An 18,383-nucleotide genomic window follows, 5' to 3' on the forward strand; every position below is an offset into this window, starting at 1 on the left:
CCTCCGATGCCACGTCGCTCCGACCTCAACCACGTCCTCGTCATCGGCTCGGGCCCGATCGTCATCGGCCAGGCCTGCGAGTTCGACTACTCCGGCACCCAGGCGTGCCGCGTCCTCAAGTCCGAGGGCCTGCGGGTCTCGCTGATCAACTCGAATCCGGCGACCATCATGACCGACCCGGAGTTCGCCGACGCCACCTACGTCGAGCCGATCACCCCGGAGTTCGTCGAGAAGGTCTTCGAGACCGAGGCCGCCGCCGGTCATCCGATCGACGCGGTGCTGGCCACCCTCGGCGGCCAGACCGCGCTGAACACCGCCGTCGGCCTGCACGAACAGGGCATCCTCGCCAAGCACGGCATCGAGCTGATCGGCGCCGACATCGACGCCATCCAGCGCGGTGAGGACCGTCAGATGTTCAAGGACATCGTCGCCAAGATCGGCGGCGAGAGCGCTCGCTCGCGCGTCTGCCACACCATGGAGGAGGTGCACGCCACCGTCGCCGAGCTCGGCTACCCGGTGGTGGTGCGGCCGTCGTTCACCATGGGCGGCCTCGGTTCCGGCATGGCGTACGACGAGGACGACCTGAACCGGATCGCCGGTGGCGGCCTGGCCGCGTCGCCCACCGCGAACGTCCTGATCGAGGAGTCCATCCTCGGCTGGAAGGAATACGAGCTCGAGCTCATGCGGGACAACCGCGACAACGTGATCGTGATCTGCTCGATCGAGAACGTCGACCCGGTCGGCGTGCACACCGGCGACTCGATCACCGTCGCCCCGGCGATGACGCTCACCGACGTCGAGTACCAGCAGATGCGCGACCAGTCGATCGCGATCATCCGCGAGGTCGGCGTCGACACCGGCGGCTGCAACATCCAGTTCGCTCAGGACCCGCGGGACGGCCGGCTGGTCGTGATCGAGATGAACCCGCGCGTGTCGCGGTCGTCGGCGCTGGCGTCGAAGGCGACCGGGTACCCGATCGCGAAGATGGCCGCCAAGCTGGCCATCGGCTACTCGCTCGACGAGATCACCAACGACATCACCAAGGCCACCCCGGCCGCGTTCGAGCCGTCGATCGACTACGTCGTCGTCAAGGCCCCGCGCTTCGCGTTCGAGAAGTTCCCGGGCGCCGACGACACCCTCACCACCACCATGAAGTCCGTCGGTGAGGCGATGAGCCTGGGCCGCAGCTTCGCCGAGGCGCTCGGCAAGGTGATGCGCTCGCTGGAGACCAAGGCCGCCGGATTCTGGACCGAACCGGATCGGCCGGATCCGGCGACGCTCGATCTGCCCGCGCTCCTGGACGACATCCGGGTGGCCCGTGACGGCCGGATGTACAAGATCATGCAGGCGATGGAGGCCGGGGCCACCATCGAGCAGCTGTACGAGGCCACCGCGATCGATCCGTGGTTCCTCGCCGAGATCGGCTGGATCGGACAGGTCGGTGCCGACGTGCGCGACGCCGACCGGCTCGACGCCGACCTGGTGCGCCAGGCCAAGTTCACCGGCCTGTCGGACCGGCAGATCGCCGCGCTGCGGGCCGCCGCCGGCGACGCGACCTTCGGTGACGAGGCCGCGGTCCGCGCGTTCCGCGCGGAGTGGGGGATCCGGCCGGTCTACAAGACCGTCGACACCTGTGCCGCCGAGTTCGAGGCCAAGACGCCGTACCACTACTCGAGCTACGAGCTCGACGAGGCGGCCACCTCGGAGGTCGCCGAGCAGCGTGAGCGCCCGAAGGTGATCATTCTCGGCAGCGGACCGAACCGGATCGGCCAGGGCATCGAGTTCGACTACTCGTGTGTGCACGCCGCGCTCACCCTGAGCCAGGCCGGCTACGAGACGGTGATGGTCAACTGCAACCCGGAGACCGTCTCCACCGACTACGACACCGCCGACCGCCTCTACTTCGAGCCGCTCACCCTGGAGGACGTCCTCGAGGTGATCCACGCCGAACAGGAGTCGGGGAACGTCGCGGGCGTCATCGTGCAGCTCGGCGGCCAGACGCCGCTGGGTCTGGCCGCGCAGCTGGAGGCCGAGGGCGTGCCGATCGTCGGCACCGGCCCGAGCGCCATCGACCTGGCCGAGGACCGCGGCGAGTTCGGCAAGGTACTGGTCGCCGCCGGGCTGCCGGCCCCCAAGTTCGGCACCGCCACCACCTTCGAGCAGGCTCGCGACATCGCCGCCGGCATCGGGTACCCGGTGCTGGTGCGGCCGTCGTACGTGCTCGGCGGCCGGGGCATGGAGATCGTGTACGACGAGGCCGCCCTCGCCGACTACATCTCCCGCGCCACCGAGATCTCCGACGACCGGCCGGTGCTGGTCGACCGGTTCCTCGAGGACGCCGTCGAGATCGACGTCGACGCCCTGTACGACGGCACCGAGCTGTACATCGGCGGCGTGATGGAGCACATCGAGGAGGCCGGTATCCACTCCGGCGACTCGGCGTGCGCGCTGCCGCCGATCACCCTCGGCGGCGAGGAGATCGACGCCGTCCGGCGCTCCACCGAGGCGCTGGCCAGGGGCATCGGCGTGCGCGGGCTCCTCAACGTGCAGTACGCGCTGAAGGACGGCGTGCTGTACGTGCTGGAGGCCAACCCGCGTGCCAGCCGGACGGCACCGTTCGTGTCCAAGGCCACCGCGGTGCCGCTCGCCAAGGCGTGCGCCCGGGTGATGATGGGCATGACCATCGCCGAGCTGCGCGATCAGGGCGTTCTCCCGGCCACCGGTGACGGCACCGTGGTGCCGGTCGATTCGCCGGTCGCGGTCAAGGAGGCGGTGCTGCCGTTCAACCGGTTCCGCACGCCCGAGGGCGCCGTGGTCGACACGCTGCTGAGCCCGGAGATGAAGTCGACCGGCGAGGTGATGGGCTTCGACGCCGACTTCGGCCGGGCCTTCGCCAAGGCGCAGACCGCCACCTCCGGCGCGCTGCCCACGTCGGGTTCGGTGTTCGTCTCGGTCGCCAACCGCGACAAGGCCTCGGCCGCCTTCCCGGCCAAGCGCCTCGCCGACCTGGGCTTCACCGTCCTGGCCACCAAGGGCACCGCGGACGTGCTGCGCCGCAACGGGATCCAGGTGACCGAGGTGCGCAAGCACTACGAGGCCGCCGAGGGCGAGGAGTCGGTGGTCGACATGATCCGCGACGGCCGCGTCGACCTGATCGTCAACACCCCGGCCGGCAGCTCCGGCCCGCGGGCCGACGGCTACGAGATCCGTGCCGCGGCGATGACCGCGGGTATCCCGTGCGTCACCACGGTCTCCGGCTTCGGGGCGGCCGTGCAGGGTATCGAGGCCGCGCTCGGCGCGACGATGGGCGTGGAATCCCTGCAGCGCCGCCACGCCGTGCTGCGCGGCGGCAAGTGAGCGTCGGCTTCGCGGCCGCCTACCGTTCGGCCGTGGCCGACCGGGGGCGGCTGTGTGCCGGTATCGACCCGCATGCGGCGCTGCTGGAGCAGTGGGGCCTGCCGGTGTCCGTCGACGGCCTGCGCGCCTTCGCCGGCGCCTGCGTGACCGGTCTGGGCCCGGTGGCGGCGGTGATCAAGCCGCAGGTCGCCTTCTTCGAGGCCTTCGGCTCGGCCGGTTTCGCGGTGCTCGAGGAGACCATCGCCGGCTGCCGGGAGGCCGGGGCACTGGTGCTGTCGGACGCCAAACGCGGCGACATCGGCACCACCATGGCCGCCTACACGACCGCCTGGCTCGACGACGCGTCCCCGCTGTGCTCCGACGCGGTCACCGTGTCGCCGTACCTGGGCTTCGGTGCGCTCGACCCGGCCGTCGCCCAGGCCCGCGCCACCGATCGGGGGGTGTTCGTGCTCGCCCGGACCTCGAACCCGGAAGGCGCCGCCCTCCAGCGAGGGGTGGCGCAATCCATCGTCGACGCCGCCGCGGCCGTCAACGCCGACGGCTCCGGCACGGCCGGCGTCGTCGTCGGGGCGACACGGGAGCACGGCCTCGACCTGTCGTCGCTGGGCGGCCCGATTCTGTCGCCCGGCCTGGGCGCGCAGGGCGCCACCGCGGCCGACCTGACCGCCATCTTCGGTGACACCGCCGACCTGTCGTGGCTCCTCCCGGCCGCCTCACGCAGCATTCTGCGCGCGGGCCCCGATCCGGCGGCCCTGGCCGCCGCCGCGCGGGCCACACGCGACGAGATTGAGTCGGCGCTGCGCTGACCGCGCCCGCGGAGCGCCCCTTTCGACACGGTCTCGTTTGGCGGCTGTCCTCAGCAGCTGCCCCGGGTGGTCATCAACAGCCCGTTGACGAGTGGTCATCAGCAGCCCGCCCCGCCGGACGGGCCCGCTAGGGCCCGGCCGTGTCGAAACGACCCCTGAATTGGCAGGCTCGGTGGCGGCTCAACGGGCTGCTCGGGTCCAGCTGTCAGGTCGCCCCGCCGGTCAAGCCGCCTCGCCGCGCTAGAGACGCTCGGCGTCGAGCCGGGCGCGGAACGTGGCGATGGCCGGCCAGGTGTGCTCGGCCGCGTCCGGACCGGTCAGCAGGCCCAGGTGGCTCGACGTCACCGTGTGGAACTCCACCCGCGCGGACGAGGAGAACAGTTCCTCACCGTGTCGTACGGCGCCGTACGGCGCGATCGGGTCGCGCGGGCTGCCGACCATGAACACCGGCGCGGTGATCGACGTGAGGTCGACCGTGACGTCGTCGAACTGGAGCAGTCCGCGACTGACCTCGTCGCGGATCACGAAGTTGACGAGCATCTGCTCGGCGACCTTGCCCGGATAGCCGGGGAGGGACCGCTGGAAGCGGTCGATCACCTGCATGCGCGCCAGCGCCTCGGTGTCGCCGAGATTGGCCAGGATGTACCACGGCTTGGTCAGCTCGCGCTGCCACGCGAAGCCCCGGTACACGGTGCGCACGATCGGCGCGGGGATGCCCGCCATGGCGCGCAGCGCGTACGTCGCCGGGCGGCCGCCGGTCGGGCCGAGCAGTTGCCGGACCAACGGATACGGCGGGATCTGCATGTAGTCGAGGGGTGTGCCGACGCTGATCACCGAGCGGATCGGCAGGCTGCGGTCGTGCGCGGCGGTCAGGAAACTGAGGGTGCCGCCCAGGCTCCAGGCCATCAGATCCAGCGCATCGCCGGGGCCGCGGAAGTCATCGACCACCTCGCCGATCGCGCGTGGGATCAGCGTGTCGAAGTAGTCCTCGAAGCCCAGTCCACGCTCGGCCCGGCCCACGTCACCGAAGTCGATGACATATGGAATAGTGCCGCTGGCCAGCAGAAACTCCACCACGGAGTTGCCCGGAGCCAGGTCGTAGCACGACGCGGGCACGGCCAGCGGCGGGACCAGCAGCACCGGCACCGCGCCGGCCTCCCGGGCGGCGCCGAGTTGGTCGGCGGTGCCGTAGCGGAGCAGCCGGGCGTGCGGCCGGTCGGACAGCACGACGGACTCCGTCGCCGTGCGCGGCGCCAAGTCGTCGCGGAGGACTCGCGTGAGGGTGACCAGGTCGGACTGTCGCATGGTGCGACAGGCTACCGATGGACCCGGAGTGCGACGCGCCCAGGGGCGGTGTTCGGTTCTCTCAGGGACGCGGGGTACCGTCTGTCCTGGTCATGACGAGAATAGATAGAATCGTCGTGCATCTCGGCGGGCCGGATCGACCCGCGGAGCGAAGCCGCCCGGTGCTCATATAGCGTCGGGGGACCAACCGAACCGAACCAACGAAAGGCGGAGGAACCGTGGCTCTTCCCCAGTTGACAGACGAGCAGCGCGCAGCAGCGCTCCAGAAGGCAGCCGAGGCCCGTCGCGTGCGTGCCGAGCTGAAGGAGCGCCTCAAGCGTGGCGGCACCGATCTCAAGCAGGTCCTGGCTGATGCCGAGGAGAACGAGATCCTGGGCAAGATGAAGGTCTCGGCGCTGCTCGAGGCGCTGCCGAAGGTGGGCAAGGTCAAGGCGCAGGAGATCATGACCGAGCTGGAGATCGCTCCGACTCGTCGTCTCCGCGGCCTCGGCGACCGCCAGCGCAAGGCTCTGCTCGAGAAGTTCAGCTCCTGAGCTGTGCCTGCTGAGCGATCCGCACAGGATTCCCGACCGAGGGGCCGACTGGTTGTACTGGTCGGCCCCTCGGCCGTCGGGAAGTCGACCGTCGTGACCCGGGTGCGCGAGCTGCTGCCGGAACTCACCTTCTCGGTGTCGGCCACCACGCGCGCCCCGCGGCCCGGTGAGGTCGACGGCCGCGACTACTACTTCGTCTCGCGCGCCGACTTCGACGCGATGATCGAGCGCGGCGAGATGCTCGAGTGGGCCGACATCCATGGCGGACTGCAACGATCGGGCACTCCGGCAGGACCGGTGCGGCGCGCCCGGGAGAGCGGTACGCCGATGCTCGTCGAGGTCGATCTGGCCGGCGCACGGCAGCTGCGGAGCTCGCTGCCCGAGGCCGTGACCGTCTTCCTGGCGCCGCCGAGCTGGACCGAGCTGGAGCGGCGCCTCACCGGCCGCGGCACCGAGACGCCGGAGGCGATCGCCCGCCGCCTGCAGACCGCGAAGGTCGAGATGGACGCTCAGGACGAGTTCCAACACGTCGTCGTGAACGACGATGTCGACGCTTCCGCCCGGACCTTGGTAAACTTGCTAGTCGGCCGCTGAGTGGCCGCACCCTAACGAACTTTGCAGGAGAACAACGCGTGAGCACCGAAACCGGGATCGAACTGGATCTCGTCGAAGAGACCGTCTACGACACCCCGCTGGGCATCACCGATCCGCCGATCGACGAGTTGCTCGAGCGCACCTCCTCCAAGTACGCCCTGGTGATCTACGCGGCCAAGCGCGCGCGCCAGATCAACGACTACTACAACCAGCTCGCCGAGGGCCTGATGGAGTACGTCGGGCCGCTGGTGGAGCCGGGCGTGCACGAGAAGCCGCTGTCGATCGCGATGCGCGAGATCCACTCGGACCTGCTCGAGCACACCGAAGGCGAATAGGCCCCCTCGTGGGTGACGAGACCGCTCGCCGTCACGTCATCGTCGGGGTCGGCGGCGGCATCGCCGCGTACAAGGTCTGCTCGGTCATCCGGCACTTCACCGAGGCCGGGCACGACGTCCGCGTGATCCCGACGCGCAGCGCCCTGAAGTTCGTGGGCGCCGCCACGTTCGAGGCGCTGTCCGGCAATCCGGTCACCACCGAGGTCTTCGACGACGTCGACGAGGTGGCCCACGTCGCCCTCGGACGACAGGCCGACCTGGTGGTGATCGCTCCGGCGACCGCCGATCTGATGGCGCGTGCCGCCGCCGGCCGCGCCGACGATCTGCTGACCGCCTCGCTGCTGACCGCCCGCTGCCCGGTGCTGTTCGTGCCGGCCATGCACACGGAGATGTGGGAGCATCCGGCGACTGTGGCGAACGTCGAGACCCTTCGGCGGCACGGCGCGACCGTGCTGACTCCCGCCTCCGGGCGGCTGACCGGTGCCGACACCGGTGCGGGCCGGCTGCCCGAACCGGCGGAGATCGGTCTGCTGGGCGACTTGCTGCTGACCCGGCCCGACGCCCTTCCGCGCGATCTGGCCGGCGTCCGCATGCTGATCAGCGCTGGCGGGACTCGCGAGGCGCTCGATCCGGTGCGCTATCTCGGCAATCACAGCTCCGGCAAGCAGGGCTACGCGTTGGCCCGCGTCGCCGCGCAGCGCGGCGCCCGGGTGACCCTGGTGTCGGGCGCGGTGAGTGAGCCCGGCGAACCGGCCGCCGTCGACGTGGTGCACATCGACTCGGCGGCGGCGCTGAACGAGGAGATGACGGCCAGAGCCGCCGGCGCCGACGTGGTCATCATGGCCGCCGCGGTGGCCGACTTCCGCCCGGTGTCCGTGGCCGGTGCCAAGATCAAGAAGGGCGCGGACGGGCCGTCGCCCATCGAACTCGACACCAACCCGGACATCCTGGCCGGCCTGGTCGGCGCCCGCCGAGACGGCCGCATCCCCGCCGAGACGGTGATCGTCGGCTTCGCGGCGGAGACCGGCGACGCCGACGGCGGCGTCCTGGATCACGGCCGGGCGAAGCTCCGGCGCAAGGGCTGCGATCTGCTCGTGGTCAATGCCGTCGGCGAGGGCCGCGCGTTCGGTACCGAGGACAACACCGGCTGGGTGCTGTCCGCCGACGGAACCGAGACCGGATTGCCGTACGGCTCAAAGACATTGATGGCGAGCAGAATCCTTGACGAAGTCTCCTCGCTGGTGCCTGATAGTGGGGGCACCGAAGCCGATCACCCACTTTCCCAGCTTTCCACCGACCCCGTTCTCTGAGAGGAACCGATGACCGCGTCCGCGTCCCGCCTGTTCACCAGCGAGTCCGTCACCGAAGGACATCCGGACAAGATCTGCGATGCCATCAGTGATTCGATTCTCGACGCGCTGCTGTCCCAGGATCCGGGTGCCAAGGTGGCCGTCGAGACGCTCGTCACCACCGGCCAGGTGCACGTCGCCGGTGAGGTGAACACCACCGCCTACGCCGACATCCCGACCATCGTGCGTGAGAAGATCCTGGAGATCGGTTACGACTCGTCGACCAAGGGCTTCGACGGCGCGTCGTGCGGCGTCAACGTCGCGATCGGCGCGCAGTCGCCGGAGATCGCCCAGGGCCTGACCGCGTCGCACGAGGCGCAGACCGGAACCCACGCCGACGAGATCGACCTGCAGGGCGCCGGCGACCAGGGCCTGATGTTCGGCTACGCCACCGACGAGACCCCCGAACTGATGCCGCTGCCGATCGCGCTGGCCCACCGGCTGGCCCGCCGGCTCACCGAGGTCCGGAAGGACGGCACCCTGCCGTACCTGCGCCCGGACGGCAAGACCCAGGTCACCATCGAGTACGCCGACGACGTGCCGGTCCGCCTCGACACCGTCGTCGTCTCCACCCAGCACGCCGCCGACATCGACATCGCCGGCATGCTGACGCCGGACATCGAGAAGCACGTCCTGGCCCCGGTGTTCGCCGAGCTGGACCTGCCGACGCCGCTCGACACCAGCAGCCCGCGCCTGCTGGTGAACCCGACCGGCAGCTTCGTCCTCGGCGGCCCGATGGGCGACGCCGGACTGACCGGACGCAAGATCATCGTCGACACCTACGGCGGCATGTCCCGCCACGGCGGCGGCGCGTTCTCCGGCAAGGACCCGTCGAAGGTCGACCGCAGCGCCGCCTACGCCATGCGCTGGGTCGCGAAGAACGCCGTCGCCGCCGGCCTCGCCAAGCGCATCGAGGTGCAGGTCGCCTACGCCATCGGCAAGGCCGCGCCGGTCGGGCTGTTCGTCGAGACCTTCGGCACCGAGAAGATCGACGTCGGCACCATCCAGAAGGTGATCTCCGAGGTCTTCGACCTGCGTCCGGGTGCGATCGTCCGCGACCTGGAGCTGTTGCAGCCGATCTACGCCGCGACCGCCGCCTACGGCCACTTCGGCCGCACCGACGTCGACCTGCCGTGGGAGCGCACCGACCGCGTCGCCGAACTCCGCGCCGCCGCCGGCCTGTAGCCGGCTCCCGGCGGATGAGGACCCCAGCCCGCACCGTGTCGAAACGCCCCTAAGCCCGCCCCGCCGGTCGAGGCGCTAGCCGAGACCGTGTCGAAACGCCCGTCTAGGTCGAGGAGCACCCCGTGGCCGGTGAGTCCGCCAAGGACAAGCACCGGCGCCTGCCCGCGCCGGAGAACCCGGTCGCGCGGGTGCTCCCGATGCTCGGCCTCGCGCATCTCGACCGGCCCTTCGACTATCTCGTCGACGAGGCGATGGATTCCGATGCCCAGCCGGGTGTCCGCGTCCGCGTCCGGTTCTCCGGCCGGCTCGTCGACGGCTTCGTGCTGGAACGCCTTCCGGAGAGCGATCACGGCGGCAGGCTGGCCTGGCTCGACCGCGTCGTCTCACCGGAACGCGTTCTGACGCCCGACCTCGCACGACTCGCCCGGGCCGTCGCCGATCGGTACGCGGGCACCATGCCCGACGTCCTGCGCCTGGCGATCCCGCCGCGGCACGCCCGGGTGGAGAAGGCCGAGCCGCCGGACGAGCCCGAACTCGAGATCGCCGCCCCGTCGGCCGAGCGCTGGCACGCGTACGACGGTGGCGCCGAATTCCTTGCGGCCCTGCACGATGCCACCCTGCACCCGCGGGTGTGCTGGCAGGCCCGGCCCGGCGAGGACGTCGCCGCCCGGCTCGCCGAACTGGCCGGCACGGTCGCCGCGCAGGGGAGAAGCGTGGTGATCGTCGTCCCCGATCAGCGTGACCTGGACCGGCTCGACGCCGCCTGCCGGCCGCTGCTCGGCGACTGGTGCATCACCCTGGCCGCCGGTCTGGGGCCCACCGCGCGCTACCGCCGCTGGCTCGCGGTGCTCCGAGGGCAGGCACGGGTGGTGATCGGCACCCGCAGCGCCGTCTTCGCGCCGGTCGCCGACCTGGGCCTGACCGTCGTGTTCGACGACGGCGATCCCAGCCTCGACGAGCCGCGCTCGCCCTACCCGCACCCGCGCGAGGTCGCGGTACTGCGGGCTCACCAGAGCGCGTCGGCGCTGGTGATCGGCGGCTTCGCCCGCACCGCGGAGGCGCAGGCGCTGGTCGAATCGGGCTGGGCGCGATCGCTCACCGCACCGCGCGAGACGATCCGGGCCGACATGCCGCGCGTGGAGGGCATCTCCGACGACGACCGGCGCGTGGCCGGCGACCCGCTCGCCCGCTCCGCGCGCATCCCGGCGATCGCCTTCGACGCGGCCCGGCGCGCCCTCGCCGACGACGCCCCGGTGCTGTTCATCGTGCCGCGGCGCGGCTATCTGCCGTCGGTGGCCTGCGCGCGGTGCCGGACGCACGCGCGCTGCCGGTCGTGCCACGGTCCGCTGCAGATGGGTGATCGCGGCGATCTGTCGTGCCGGTGGTGCGGGCGGCTGGAGACCCGCTTCGTCTGTCCGGCGTGCGGCGGTACCGCGGTGCGCGCCTTGATGATCGGTGACAAACGCACCGCGGAGGAGCTGGGCCGCGCCTTCACCGGGATACCGGTGGTGACGTCCGGCGGCGACAAGATCGTCGATGAGATCGACGCCGGTGCGCGCGTCGTCGTCGCCACGCCCGGTGCGCAGCCGCACGCGGCCGGGGGCTACGGCGCCGCCGTGCTCCTCGACACGTGGGCACAGCTCGACCGGCAGGATCTGCGCGCCGCCGAGGAGGCGGTGCGCACCTGGATGTCGGTGGCCACCTTGGTGCGGCCGCACGGTGACGGGGGCCGGGTGGTGATCGTCGCCGACGCGACGTTGCTGCCGGTGCAGGCCCTCATCCGCTGGGACCCGGCCGGTTTCGCCGGGCACGAGCTGGCTCTGCGCCGGGAACTGCGCTTCCCGCCCGCGGTCACGATGGCGTCGATCGACGGGCCGCCGGCGGCGATCAGCGCGTTCCTGGGCATGGTCGACACGCCGCCCGGGGCGCAGCAGCTGGGACCGGTGCCGCTGCCGCCGGGGGTGCGTCCGCCGGCCGGTGCCGAACCGGGGGAACCGCTGGAGCGGGTCCTGCTGCGCACCGACCGCGGCCACGGCCGCGATCTGGCCGCGGCGCTGCGGGCGGCCCAGGTGCTCCGGCACGCGCGCCATGAGGACACCGCGGGTATTCGGGTCCAGGTGGACCCGCCTACGATCGGTTGACATGAGAGTGGTGTTCGCGGGTACCCCGCACCCGGCCGTCCCGACGCTGCGGGAACTGATCGACTCCGACGATCACCGCGTGGCCGGGGTGATCACCCGGCCGGACACCGTCGCGGGCCGCGGCCGCAAGGCCGTGCGCTCACCGATCGGCGAGCTTGCCGACGAGCACGCCATCGAGGTGATCACGCCCCGGCGGATGAGCGATCCCGAGGTGGCCGAGGCCCTCGCGCGCTGGAACGCCGACCTCGGCGTCGTCGTCGCCTACGGCGGGCTGATCCCCGCCGAGGTGCTCACCGCACTGCCGTACGGCTGGGTCAACCTGCACTTCTCGCTGCTGCCGGCCTGGCGCGGAGCCGCCCCCGTGCAGGCGGCGATCGCCGCGGGCGACGAGGTGACGGGCGCCAGCGTGTTCGCCCTGGAAGCCGGGCTCGACACCGGGCCGGTGTTCGGCCAGTTCACCGAACGCATCCGGTCCACCGACACCGCCGGTGATCTGCTCGACCGGCTGGCCGAGGCCGGAGCGGCGTTCACCCGCGACGTGGTCGACGGGATCGCCGCCGACCAGCTGTCGCCGGTGGCGCAACCGGGCGACGGGGTGTCGTACGCGCCGAAGATCACCGTCGACGACGCCCAAGTGCGGTGGGATCTGCCGTCGCACGTCGTCGACCGGGCGATCCGCGCACATACGCCCGCGCCCGGGGCGTGGACCAGGCTGGGTGACGCGCGGATCAAGCTCGGTCCGGTGACCGTCGTCGACGACGCCGAGCCACCCGCGGGGATCACCGCGCCGAAAGACCTTGCTCCCGGGGCGATCTCGGCGGGGAAGAAGGCCGTCCACGTCGGCACCGCGTCGGGTGCGGTGCGGCTCGGCTGGGTGCAGCCGCCGGGCAAGAAAGCGCAGCCCGCCGCTGACTGGGCGCGCGGCGCGCGGCTCACCGGCGAGGAGCGCTTCGCGTGAGCCGGGACGACCGGCGCCGCCGGGATGATCGGGGCGGCCGGGACAAGAAGCCGCAGGACAAGAAGCTCCGCACCAAGGAACTCGATCCCGAACGCGTCGTCGCCCGCGATGTGCTGCGGGCCGTCCGGGAACGCGACGCTTACGCGAACCTGTTGCTGCCCAAGCTCCTTCGTGAACGACGGATCACCGGCCGCGACGCCGCGCTGGCCACCGAACTGACCTACGGCACCGCGCGGAGCACGGGACTGCTCGACGCCGTCATCGCGTCCGCGGCGGGCCGCCCGGTCGCCGAGATCGACGGCGAACTGCTCGACGTGCTGCGTCTGGGCGCCTACCAGCTGCTGCGGACGCGGATCGGCTCACACGCCGCGGTGTCCACCTCGGTCGACCTGGTGCGCAGCGAGAAGGGAATGGGCCCTTCGGGTTTCGTGAACGCGGTGCTGCGCAAGATCTCGCAGCGCACCGAGCAGCAGTGGCTCGACACGCTCGCCCCGTCGATCACCGACGACCTGATCGGGAACCTCGCGATGACCTACGCGCATCCGCGCTGGATCGCCGAGGTGTTCGCCGAGGCGCTCGGCGGCTCGGCCGGTGAACTGCAGGCGGCGCTGGCGGCCGACGACGAGCGGCCGATCGTGCACCTGGTGGCCCGGCCCGGCCAGATCAGTGCGGAGGAACTCGCACTGGTCAGCGGCGGTGAGGAGGGCCGGTACTCGCCGTACGCGGTGTACCTGCCCGAGGGTGATCCGGGGCAGCTCGACGCCGTCCGCGAGGGCTTCGCGGGTGTCCAGGACGAGGGCAGCCAGCTGGTGGCGCTCGCCCTGACTCGTGCCGAACTCGTCGGCGAGGACGGCGGCCGCTGGCTCGACCTGTGCGCCGGGCCGGGCGGCAAGGCCGCCCTGCTCGGGTCGCTCGCCGGCCTCGACGGTGCCCACCTCGACGCGGTCGAGATCTCCGAGCACCGCGCCGGACTGATCGAGAAGGTGGTCGACGGGCTGCCGGTCACCGTGCACGTCGCCGACGGCCGCGCCACCGGCCTGGAGCCGGGCTACGACCGCATCCTGGTCGACGCGCCCTGCTCCGGGCTCGGCTCGCTGCGCCGCCGTCCCGAGGCGCGCTGGCGGCGGCAGCCGTCGGAGATCGGTGAACTCGTGGAGTTGCAGACCGCGCTGCTCACCGAGGCGCTCCGCCTGGTGCGCCCCGGGGGCGTCGTCGTGTACTCGACGTGTTCCCCGCACCCCGCCGAGACCACCGCCGTGGTCGCCTCCTGCCTGAACACGTCCGGTGAGACCACCCAACTCGACGCCCGGCCCTTCGTCGCGGGCGACATGGTCGACCCGGAGAGTCTGGGCCCCGGCCCGTACGTCCAGCTCTGGCCCCATCGCCAGGACACCGACGCCATGTTCCTCGCCGTCCTGCGCAGGGATGCCTGACACCGTGAGCCAGTTCCTGCAGTTCTATTTCTCGCTCGACGACTCGGGTGCCGCCGCCGAACGGCAACTCGCCGAGACGGTCCGCCTGGTGCTCAGCGCGGACCCGGACGACGACCCGGTGGAGCCGGGCGGCCCCGTCGACGAGGCCCGCCTCGCGGAGATCATGGCGATCGCGCACGCCGCCGCCTCCGACGGCAACCCGTTGCCGCTCGACGAGCGCGGCGACGTCTCCGTCGACCTCGGCCCCGGTGCGACGGTCAGCGCCTTCTCCGACAGCGTGCCGCCGGAGTGCCCGCGGTGCCACGAACTGCTGACCGACTGGGATCCGCAGGACTGGTGGGACGGCGGCGAGGAGCCGACCGAGGAGTGCCCGTCCTGTGGGTTCACCGCGCCGATCGGCGACTGGCACATCGGCAGCACCCCGTACGCCCGCACCGACTGCGGTCTGGTCCTGGTCGACTGGCCGAATCTCGAAGAGTACGGGCCGGAGCTGCACGACGCCCTCCTGGCCTCGGTGGGTTCCCGCCCCCGCTACGTCTCCGGTCACCTCTGACGCCCGGCCCCGCGTCCCGCGTCCCGCGCCTGCCGCCCGAAGCCCCGGGAGCGGTGACCGGATACCGTCCACCGCTCCCGGACCTTCACACCGCCGGCGTGGGCGGCGGCGTGGTGGCGGCGCGGGATTTGCGTTTCTTGGCTCGCCGGATCGAGATCGCCCCGCCCGCGGCCAGGATCACGCCGACGAGGAACACCACGGTCATGATCCCGCTGTAGCGGGGGATCACCCGGATGTCCTGAACGGTTTGTCGAGCGGATCCGTCGGGAGCGATTCCCTGCGCGACCAGCTTGTGTCGGCCGGGAGTCACGTGGCTCGGCAACACGAAATGGACGTTCACGTTCCCATTACGGTCGGCGATGAAGCTGCCGATGGCGCGCGGAGTCGAACGCACCTCGATGGTGACCACACTGTTCGGCTGGTATCCGGAGCTCTGGACGTTGATGTCGGTCAGCGGTTCCATGAGATCGAACTTCTTGACCGGGGCCGAGATCAGATTACTGACCTTGTCCACCGGATTGCGTTCGGATATCACCACGTCCGACCAATCGGAACGGTGCTCGTCGCGAGGTACGAAGCGGGTCGTCGTCTGCGACCACCCCCGAAGACTGCTGGCCATCGCTTCGTAGCCCTTCCGGTTCGGATGGGCGATCTGCTGCTGCAGCCATGGCGCTGCGTTCGCGGCGACACTGTTGACCGCGTACGAGTCCCGCGCGCAAATGGTGTGATCGGGCTGAAAGGCACCGATCACATCTTGTGCGTAGTACACCGGCACCCCGGTGGCCCGGGCCGCGTCCACCGCACGGGCGATCGTCGCGTTCACCGCGTCCAGCATGGAGTTCAGCTCGGTGATCTCGTCGGGACTGACACCCATCATGCAGCCTTCGCCGGGTCGGAGTTGCCCAGGTTCGCCCTCTTCGGCGAGGGCGTTGTTGGTCGGCGTGATCCGCGGATACGGGACGACGACGATCGGCGCCGTGTGCTGTCCTCGCTGCTTCCGTGGGGTATCCGAATTGATGGTGTTGTCGACGTCGGTGTAGACATCGGCGAGCCGGTCGGCGAGAGACTGTGCCTTCGCCTTCTTGGTCGCCTCTCGGACCTGCGGGATGCAGTGATCGAATTTCGCGATGCAGGCACCCAGGACATCGCCGAAGCCAACGTCATTTCCGCCGACCGAGAGAAATACGGCGTCGACGGGGTGATGAGAAGCCACCTCGTGGAGGCGCTTGAGCTGGGGCATCTCGTACATGCCGCGGTTCTTGGGAGGTGACCATGCTACCTGCTGCTGGGCCCAGAAATCCCAGGTCGTCGCCCCGGAGCAGGCGATCGTGTACGCGTTATCGGAGAACATGACACCCGCATAGTTCGCTTTCGACCGGTGACACATGTTCTCGAACTGCGAGTTGGTGCCCGCGATATAGTCTCCGGATCCTTCACCGGAAGAATAAGAGTCGCCGAGTACCGCGACGCTCTGCACGTCGCCGAGGAGTCCGGAGACCGGGCCGCTGCGGACGACCTTGAACGACCCGCTCTGCTGTACCGGTGAGGTGTTCACCGAATACGCGGTCCCCGTCACTTTGTAGTCGCCGATGGTGCCCTCGGGTGGACGGATCGTCATCCGCACCTGCCGTTCTCGCTGGCCGGGCTGGAGATTGCCGAGGAAGCGGACGGCCTGCGGAATGATGAGTTTGGTGCTCGGCTTGCCGTCGGCGCCGGTCACCTGGATCGACACGCGCACGTTGTTGGCCGGCTGCTGTCCGGTGCTGCGCACCTTGGCGACGATCGTGCTGCCCTGGGTGCCGGTACCGGCGACTTCGGGCATCTCTTTCGGCACCTCCAGGTCGAACTCCAGCTTCGCGCCGCTGAGTTCCTCAAGTACGGGTTCCAGCGCCCCCGGCTCGGTGACGTTCACATGTCTGCCGCCGAGTGTCTTCGCGACACAGGCGAGTTGATCGTCTTCGTGGTGGAATCCGACGGTATGCGCCTGGACGGCCATGCCCTCCTTGGCGATCTTCTCGGCGACCTCGCAGAGGTTCGACGAGCCGCAGTTCGCGTCACCGTCGCTGACGACGATGATCGTGCCGTGGCCGCCTTCCTTGCGGAGGACGTCTGCCGCGTGTTGCAGCGCCGGGCCGGTAGGCGTGTCGCCGCTCGGAGTCAGCCGCCGCACAGCGGTCGATACCGTGCCGGCCTCGAGTGTGCCGAGTTTGATCTCCTCGTCACCGATCGAGCAGCCGTCGACCACGCGACCGTTGCCGGGATAGGCGATGAGCCCGAAGCGGGCACCGGTGGGCAACGAGTCCGCGGTCTTGAGTACGGCACTTCGTGCCTCCTCGATCCGGGTGCTGCCGCCGTCGGTGGACGCCGACATCGACCCGGAGGTATCCATCACCACGAGTACGGTGCCGGGTCCGCTGGCCTTGGGCTCGGCCGCGGCCGGGCCGGCCGGCAGCCACGGCAGTCCGCTCAGCACCAGCAGTGCGGCGATCGCGGCGACGATCAGCCGCCGCATCATCGCCGGCCCGCGATCTGGTCGAGGCCGTCGGTGGAACCGCGCAGCCGGGCGTCGCCCAGCACGACCGTCGGGGAGTCGTCACCGCCGCCGGAGGTCACCACGATCCGCAGGCGCATCATGTTCCGGACGTCCACCCGGATGTCCTCGGAACGGCCCAGGCCGACGTTCACCGTCTTGAGTGGACGGTCGTCGCCGTAGATCGTGACCGTCGCACCACCCTTGCCCTTGGTGTCGTCGGTGCCGACCGTCGCCTCGAGCAGGGTGGCGTTGCGGTTGATCGCGTATTCCGCCTCCGCCTCCGCCTTCTTCGACGACCCCGGCGTACAGGTCACGTTGTTGCTCAGGGTCTTGCCCGCCACACTCGCCGAACTCGAGGTCGAACAGCTCGACGAGGAGACGGTCGACACCGTCGAGAGGCTGAGCGCGTCGCCGGGATCGGCGACCACCATGGTCACGCTCGACGGCATCGGCTGGCCCTCGGCGGGATCGGTGCGCAGTACGGTTCCCGCCGGTGCGGCCGGGTCGACGACGCTCTCGACCGTGACGATCGCACCGAGGTCTTCCAGGGTGGTCCGGGCATCCCGGTTCGGGACGCCCTTCAGCGCGGGCATCGGTGCGGGCACCGAGAGAGTCAGTTCGATGCCGTCGGTCACCGCCACGCCGGCGGCGGGTGTCTGGGCGATGACCGTGCCGGTGGGTCCGGCCGCGGGCTTGTCGCGATAGTCGATGGTGATGCCGCTGACTCCGGCGTCACCGATCGCGGCGACGGCCGCGTCGCGGTTCAGCCCCACCAGTGACGGCATGTCACCCCGTGTCGCGGTCGCCTCGAAGGCTTCCTTCGGAATGACGATCTGGTCTCCGCCGCCGCTGCGCGGCATCACCAGGTAGCCGACGGACCAGCCGATCAGGATCAGCCCCAGACACAGTGCGGTCCAGCGGAGAAGAGTGCCGCGGCGGGTGCGGAAGAAGGCGAGGGGGCCGCGCCGGCGATCGCCGCCTGCCGAATCGGTCGTCGTTGCGGCGCTGCCGGGGAGTTCGGTGGGCGATCCCTTGCGGCCGAATCGTCGGCGTCGTTCCGGGGCCGGCGCGGGACCGCCGATCGCGATGGTGGCCGTCGGCTCCGCCGGAGCGTCCGGAATCGGGCCCGCCCCACCGGGCCGAGGTGGCTGCGGAAGTGTCGGCGGTCGGGGTCCGCCGGGTGTCGTGGGGTGCGGCCCGGCCGCGGGCATGGGCGGGGGCGGCACCGGGTGCGACGGCCCGGACAGGGGCCGTCCGGGGCCCGGCGGTGCGGGCGGCGGGCCGGCCCGTCCGGGGAGCGG

Annotated in this window: 14 protein-coding genes; 11 read left to right on the forward strand and 3 right to left on the reverse strand. The window is 70.9% G+C overall.

All coding sequences use genetic code 11. The features are described from left to right. Nucleotides 1–6 precede the first annotated feature (6 nt). Nucleotides 7–3,357 carry a carbamoyl-phosphate synthase large subunit gene (carB, locus tag ACSEEN_RS03345; protein WP_371307792.1) on the forward strand — a complete coding sequence of 1,117 codons (3,351 nt, stop codon included), beginning with the start codon at nucleotides 7–9 and terminating at the stop codon, nucleotides 3,355–3,357. Then, on the forward strand, nucleotides 3,354–4,163 hold the full coding sequence (pyrF, locus tag ACSEEN_RS03350) for an orotidine-5'-phosphate decarboxylase (RefSeq protein ID WP_298444269.1): 810 nt from the start codon (nucleotides 3,354–3,356) through the stop codon (nucleotides 4,161–4,163). The genes carB and pyrF overlap by 4 nt, the downstream gene beginning before the upstream one ends. 240 nt (nucleotides 4,164–4,403) lie before the next feature. Here pyrF and ACSEEN_RS03355 read toward each other — a convergent pair whose 3' ends face one another. Beyond that, a complete protein-coding gene (locus ACSEEN_RS03355; protein WP_298444267.1) occupies nucleotides 4,404–5,468 on the reverse strand; it encodes an alpha/beta hydrolase in 1,065 nt (354 codons plus the stop codon). Nucleotides 5,469–5,686: 218 nt separating this feature from the next. Between ACSEEN_RS03355 and mihF the strand changes: the two genes are divergently transcribed. From mihF to ACSEEN_RS03400, 9 genes are all read left to right on the forward strand, one after another. Beyond that, the gene (gene mihF / locus ACSEEN_RS03360; protein ID WP_005939231.1) at nucleotides 5,687–6,001 is read left to right on the forward strand and encodes an integration host factor, actinobacterial type; all 315 of its coding nucleotides are present in this window, start codon (nucleotides 5,687–5,689) and stop codon (nucleotides 5,999–6,001) included. 3 nt (nucleotides 6,002–6,004) lie between these two features. Next, a complete protein-coding gene (gene gmk, locus ACSEEN_RS03365) occupies nucleotides 6,005–6,595 on the forward strand; it encodes a guanylate kinase (protein WP_247863590.1) in 591 nt (196 codons plus the stop codon). 38 nt (nucleotides 6,596–6,633) lie between these two features. Continuing rightward, on the forward strand, nucleotides 6,634–6,930 hold the full coding sequence (rpoZ, locus tag ACSEEN_RS03370; RefSeq protein ID WP_247863589.1) for a DNA-directed RNA polymerase subunit omega: 297 nt from the start codon (nucleotides 6,634–6,636) through the stop codon (nucleotides 6,928–6,930). 8 nt (nucleotides 6,931–6,938) lie between these two features. Beyond that, nucleotides 6,939–8,240, forward strand: a complete 1,302-nt coding sequence (gene coaBC, locus ACSEEN_RS03375) for a bifunctional phosphopantothenoylcysteine decarboxylase/phosphopantothenate--cysteine ligase CoaBC (protein WP_247863588.1) — start codon at nucleotides 6,939–6,941, stop codon at nucleotides 8,238–8,240. A gap of 9 nt (nucleotides 8,241–8,249) precedes the next feature. Beyond that, nucleotides 8,250–9,464 carry a methionine adenosyltransferase gene (metK, locus tag ACSEEN_RS03380; protein WP_247863587.1) on the forward strand — a complete coding sequence of 405 codons (1,215 nt, stop codon included), beginning with the start codon at nucleotides 8,250–8,252 and terminating at the stop codon, nucleotides 9,462–9,464. Nucleotides 9,465–9,661: 197 nt separating this feature from the next. Next, nucleotides 9,662–11,605, forward strand: coding sequence for a primosomal protein N' (locus ACSEEN_RS03385; RefSeq protein ID WP_440712359.1), 1,944 nt, complete (start codon nucleotides 9,662–9,664; stop codon nucleotides 11,603–11,605). 1 nt (nucleotide 11,606) lies between these two features. Then, on the forward strand, nucleotides 11,607–12,563 hold the full coding sequence (fmt, locus tag ACSEEN_RS03390; protein WP_298444260.1) for a methionyl-tRNA formyltransferase: 957 nt from the start codon (nucleotides 11,607–11,609) through the stop codon (nucleotides 12,561–12,563). Further along, nucleotides 12,560–13,996 carry an RsmB/NOP family class I SAM-dependent RNA methyltransferase gene (locus tag ACSEEN_RS03395; protein ID WP_298444258.1) on the forward strand — a complete coding sequence of 479 codons (1,437 nt, stop codon included), beginning with the start codon at nucleotides 12,560–12,562 and terminating at the stop codon, nucleotides 13,994–13,996. The genes fmt and ACSEEN_RS03395 overlap by 4 nt, the downstream gene beginning before the upstream one ends. Continuing rightward, nucleotides 13,989–14,549, forward strand: coding sequence for a hypothetical protein (locus tag ACSEEN_RS03400; RefSeq protein ID WP_440712304.1), 561 nt, complete (start codon nucleotides 13,989–13,991; stop codon nucleotides 14,547–14,549). Before ACSEEN_RS03395 ends, ACSEEN_RS03400 begins: the two co-directional genes overlap by 8 nt. Nucleotides 14,550–14,634: 85 nt before the next feature. On the opposite strand, the gene ACSEEN_RS03405 is transcribed toward ACSEEN_RS03400, so the two are convergent. Both ACSEEN_RS03405 and ACSEEN_RS03410 read right to left on the reverse strand, forming a co-directional pair. Next, a complete protein-coding gene (locus ACSEEN_RS03405; RefSeq protein WP_440712305.1) occupies nucleotides 14,635–17,064 on the reverse strand; it encodes a VWA domain-containing protein in 2,430 nt (809 codons plus the stop codon). Continuing rightward, the gene (locus tag ACSEEN_RS03410; protein WP_440712306.1) at nucleotides 17,061–18,293 is read right to left on the reverse strand and encodes a PASTA domain-containing protein; all 1,233 of its coding nucleotides are present in this window, start codon (nucleotides 18,291–18,293) and stop codon (nucleotides 17,061–17,063) included. The genes ACSEEN_RS03405 and ACSEEN_RS03410 overlap by 4 nt, the downstream gene beginning before the upstream one ends. Between the last annotated feature and the right edge of the window lie 90 nt (nucleotides 18,294–18,383).

The organism is Gordonia marina, from assembly GCF_052036135.1.
Lineage (GTDB): Bacteria > Actinomycetota > Actinomycetes > Mycobacteriales > Mycobacteriaceae > Gordonia.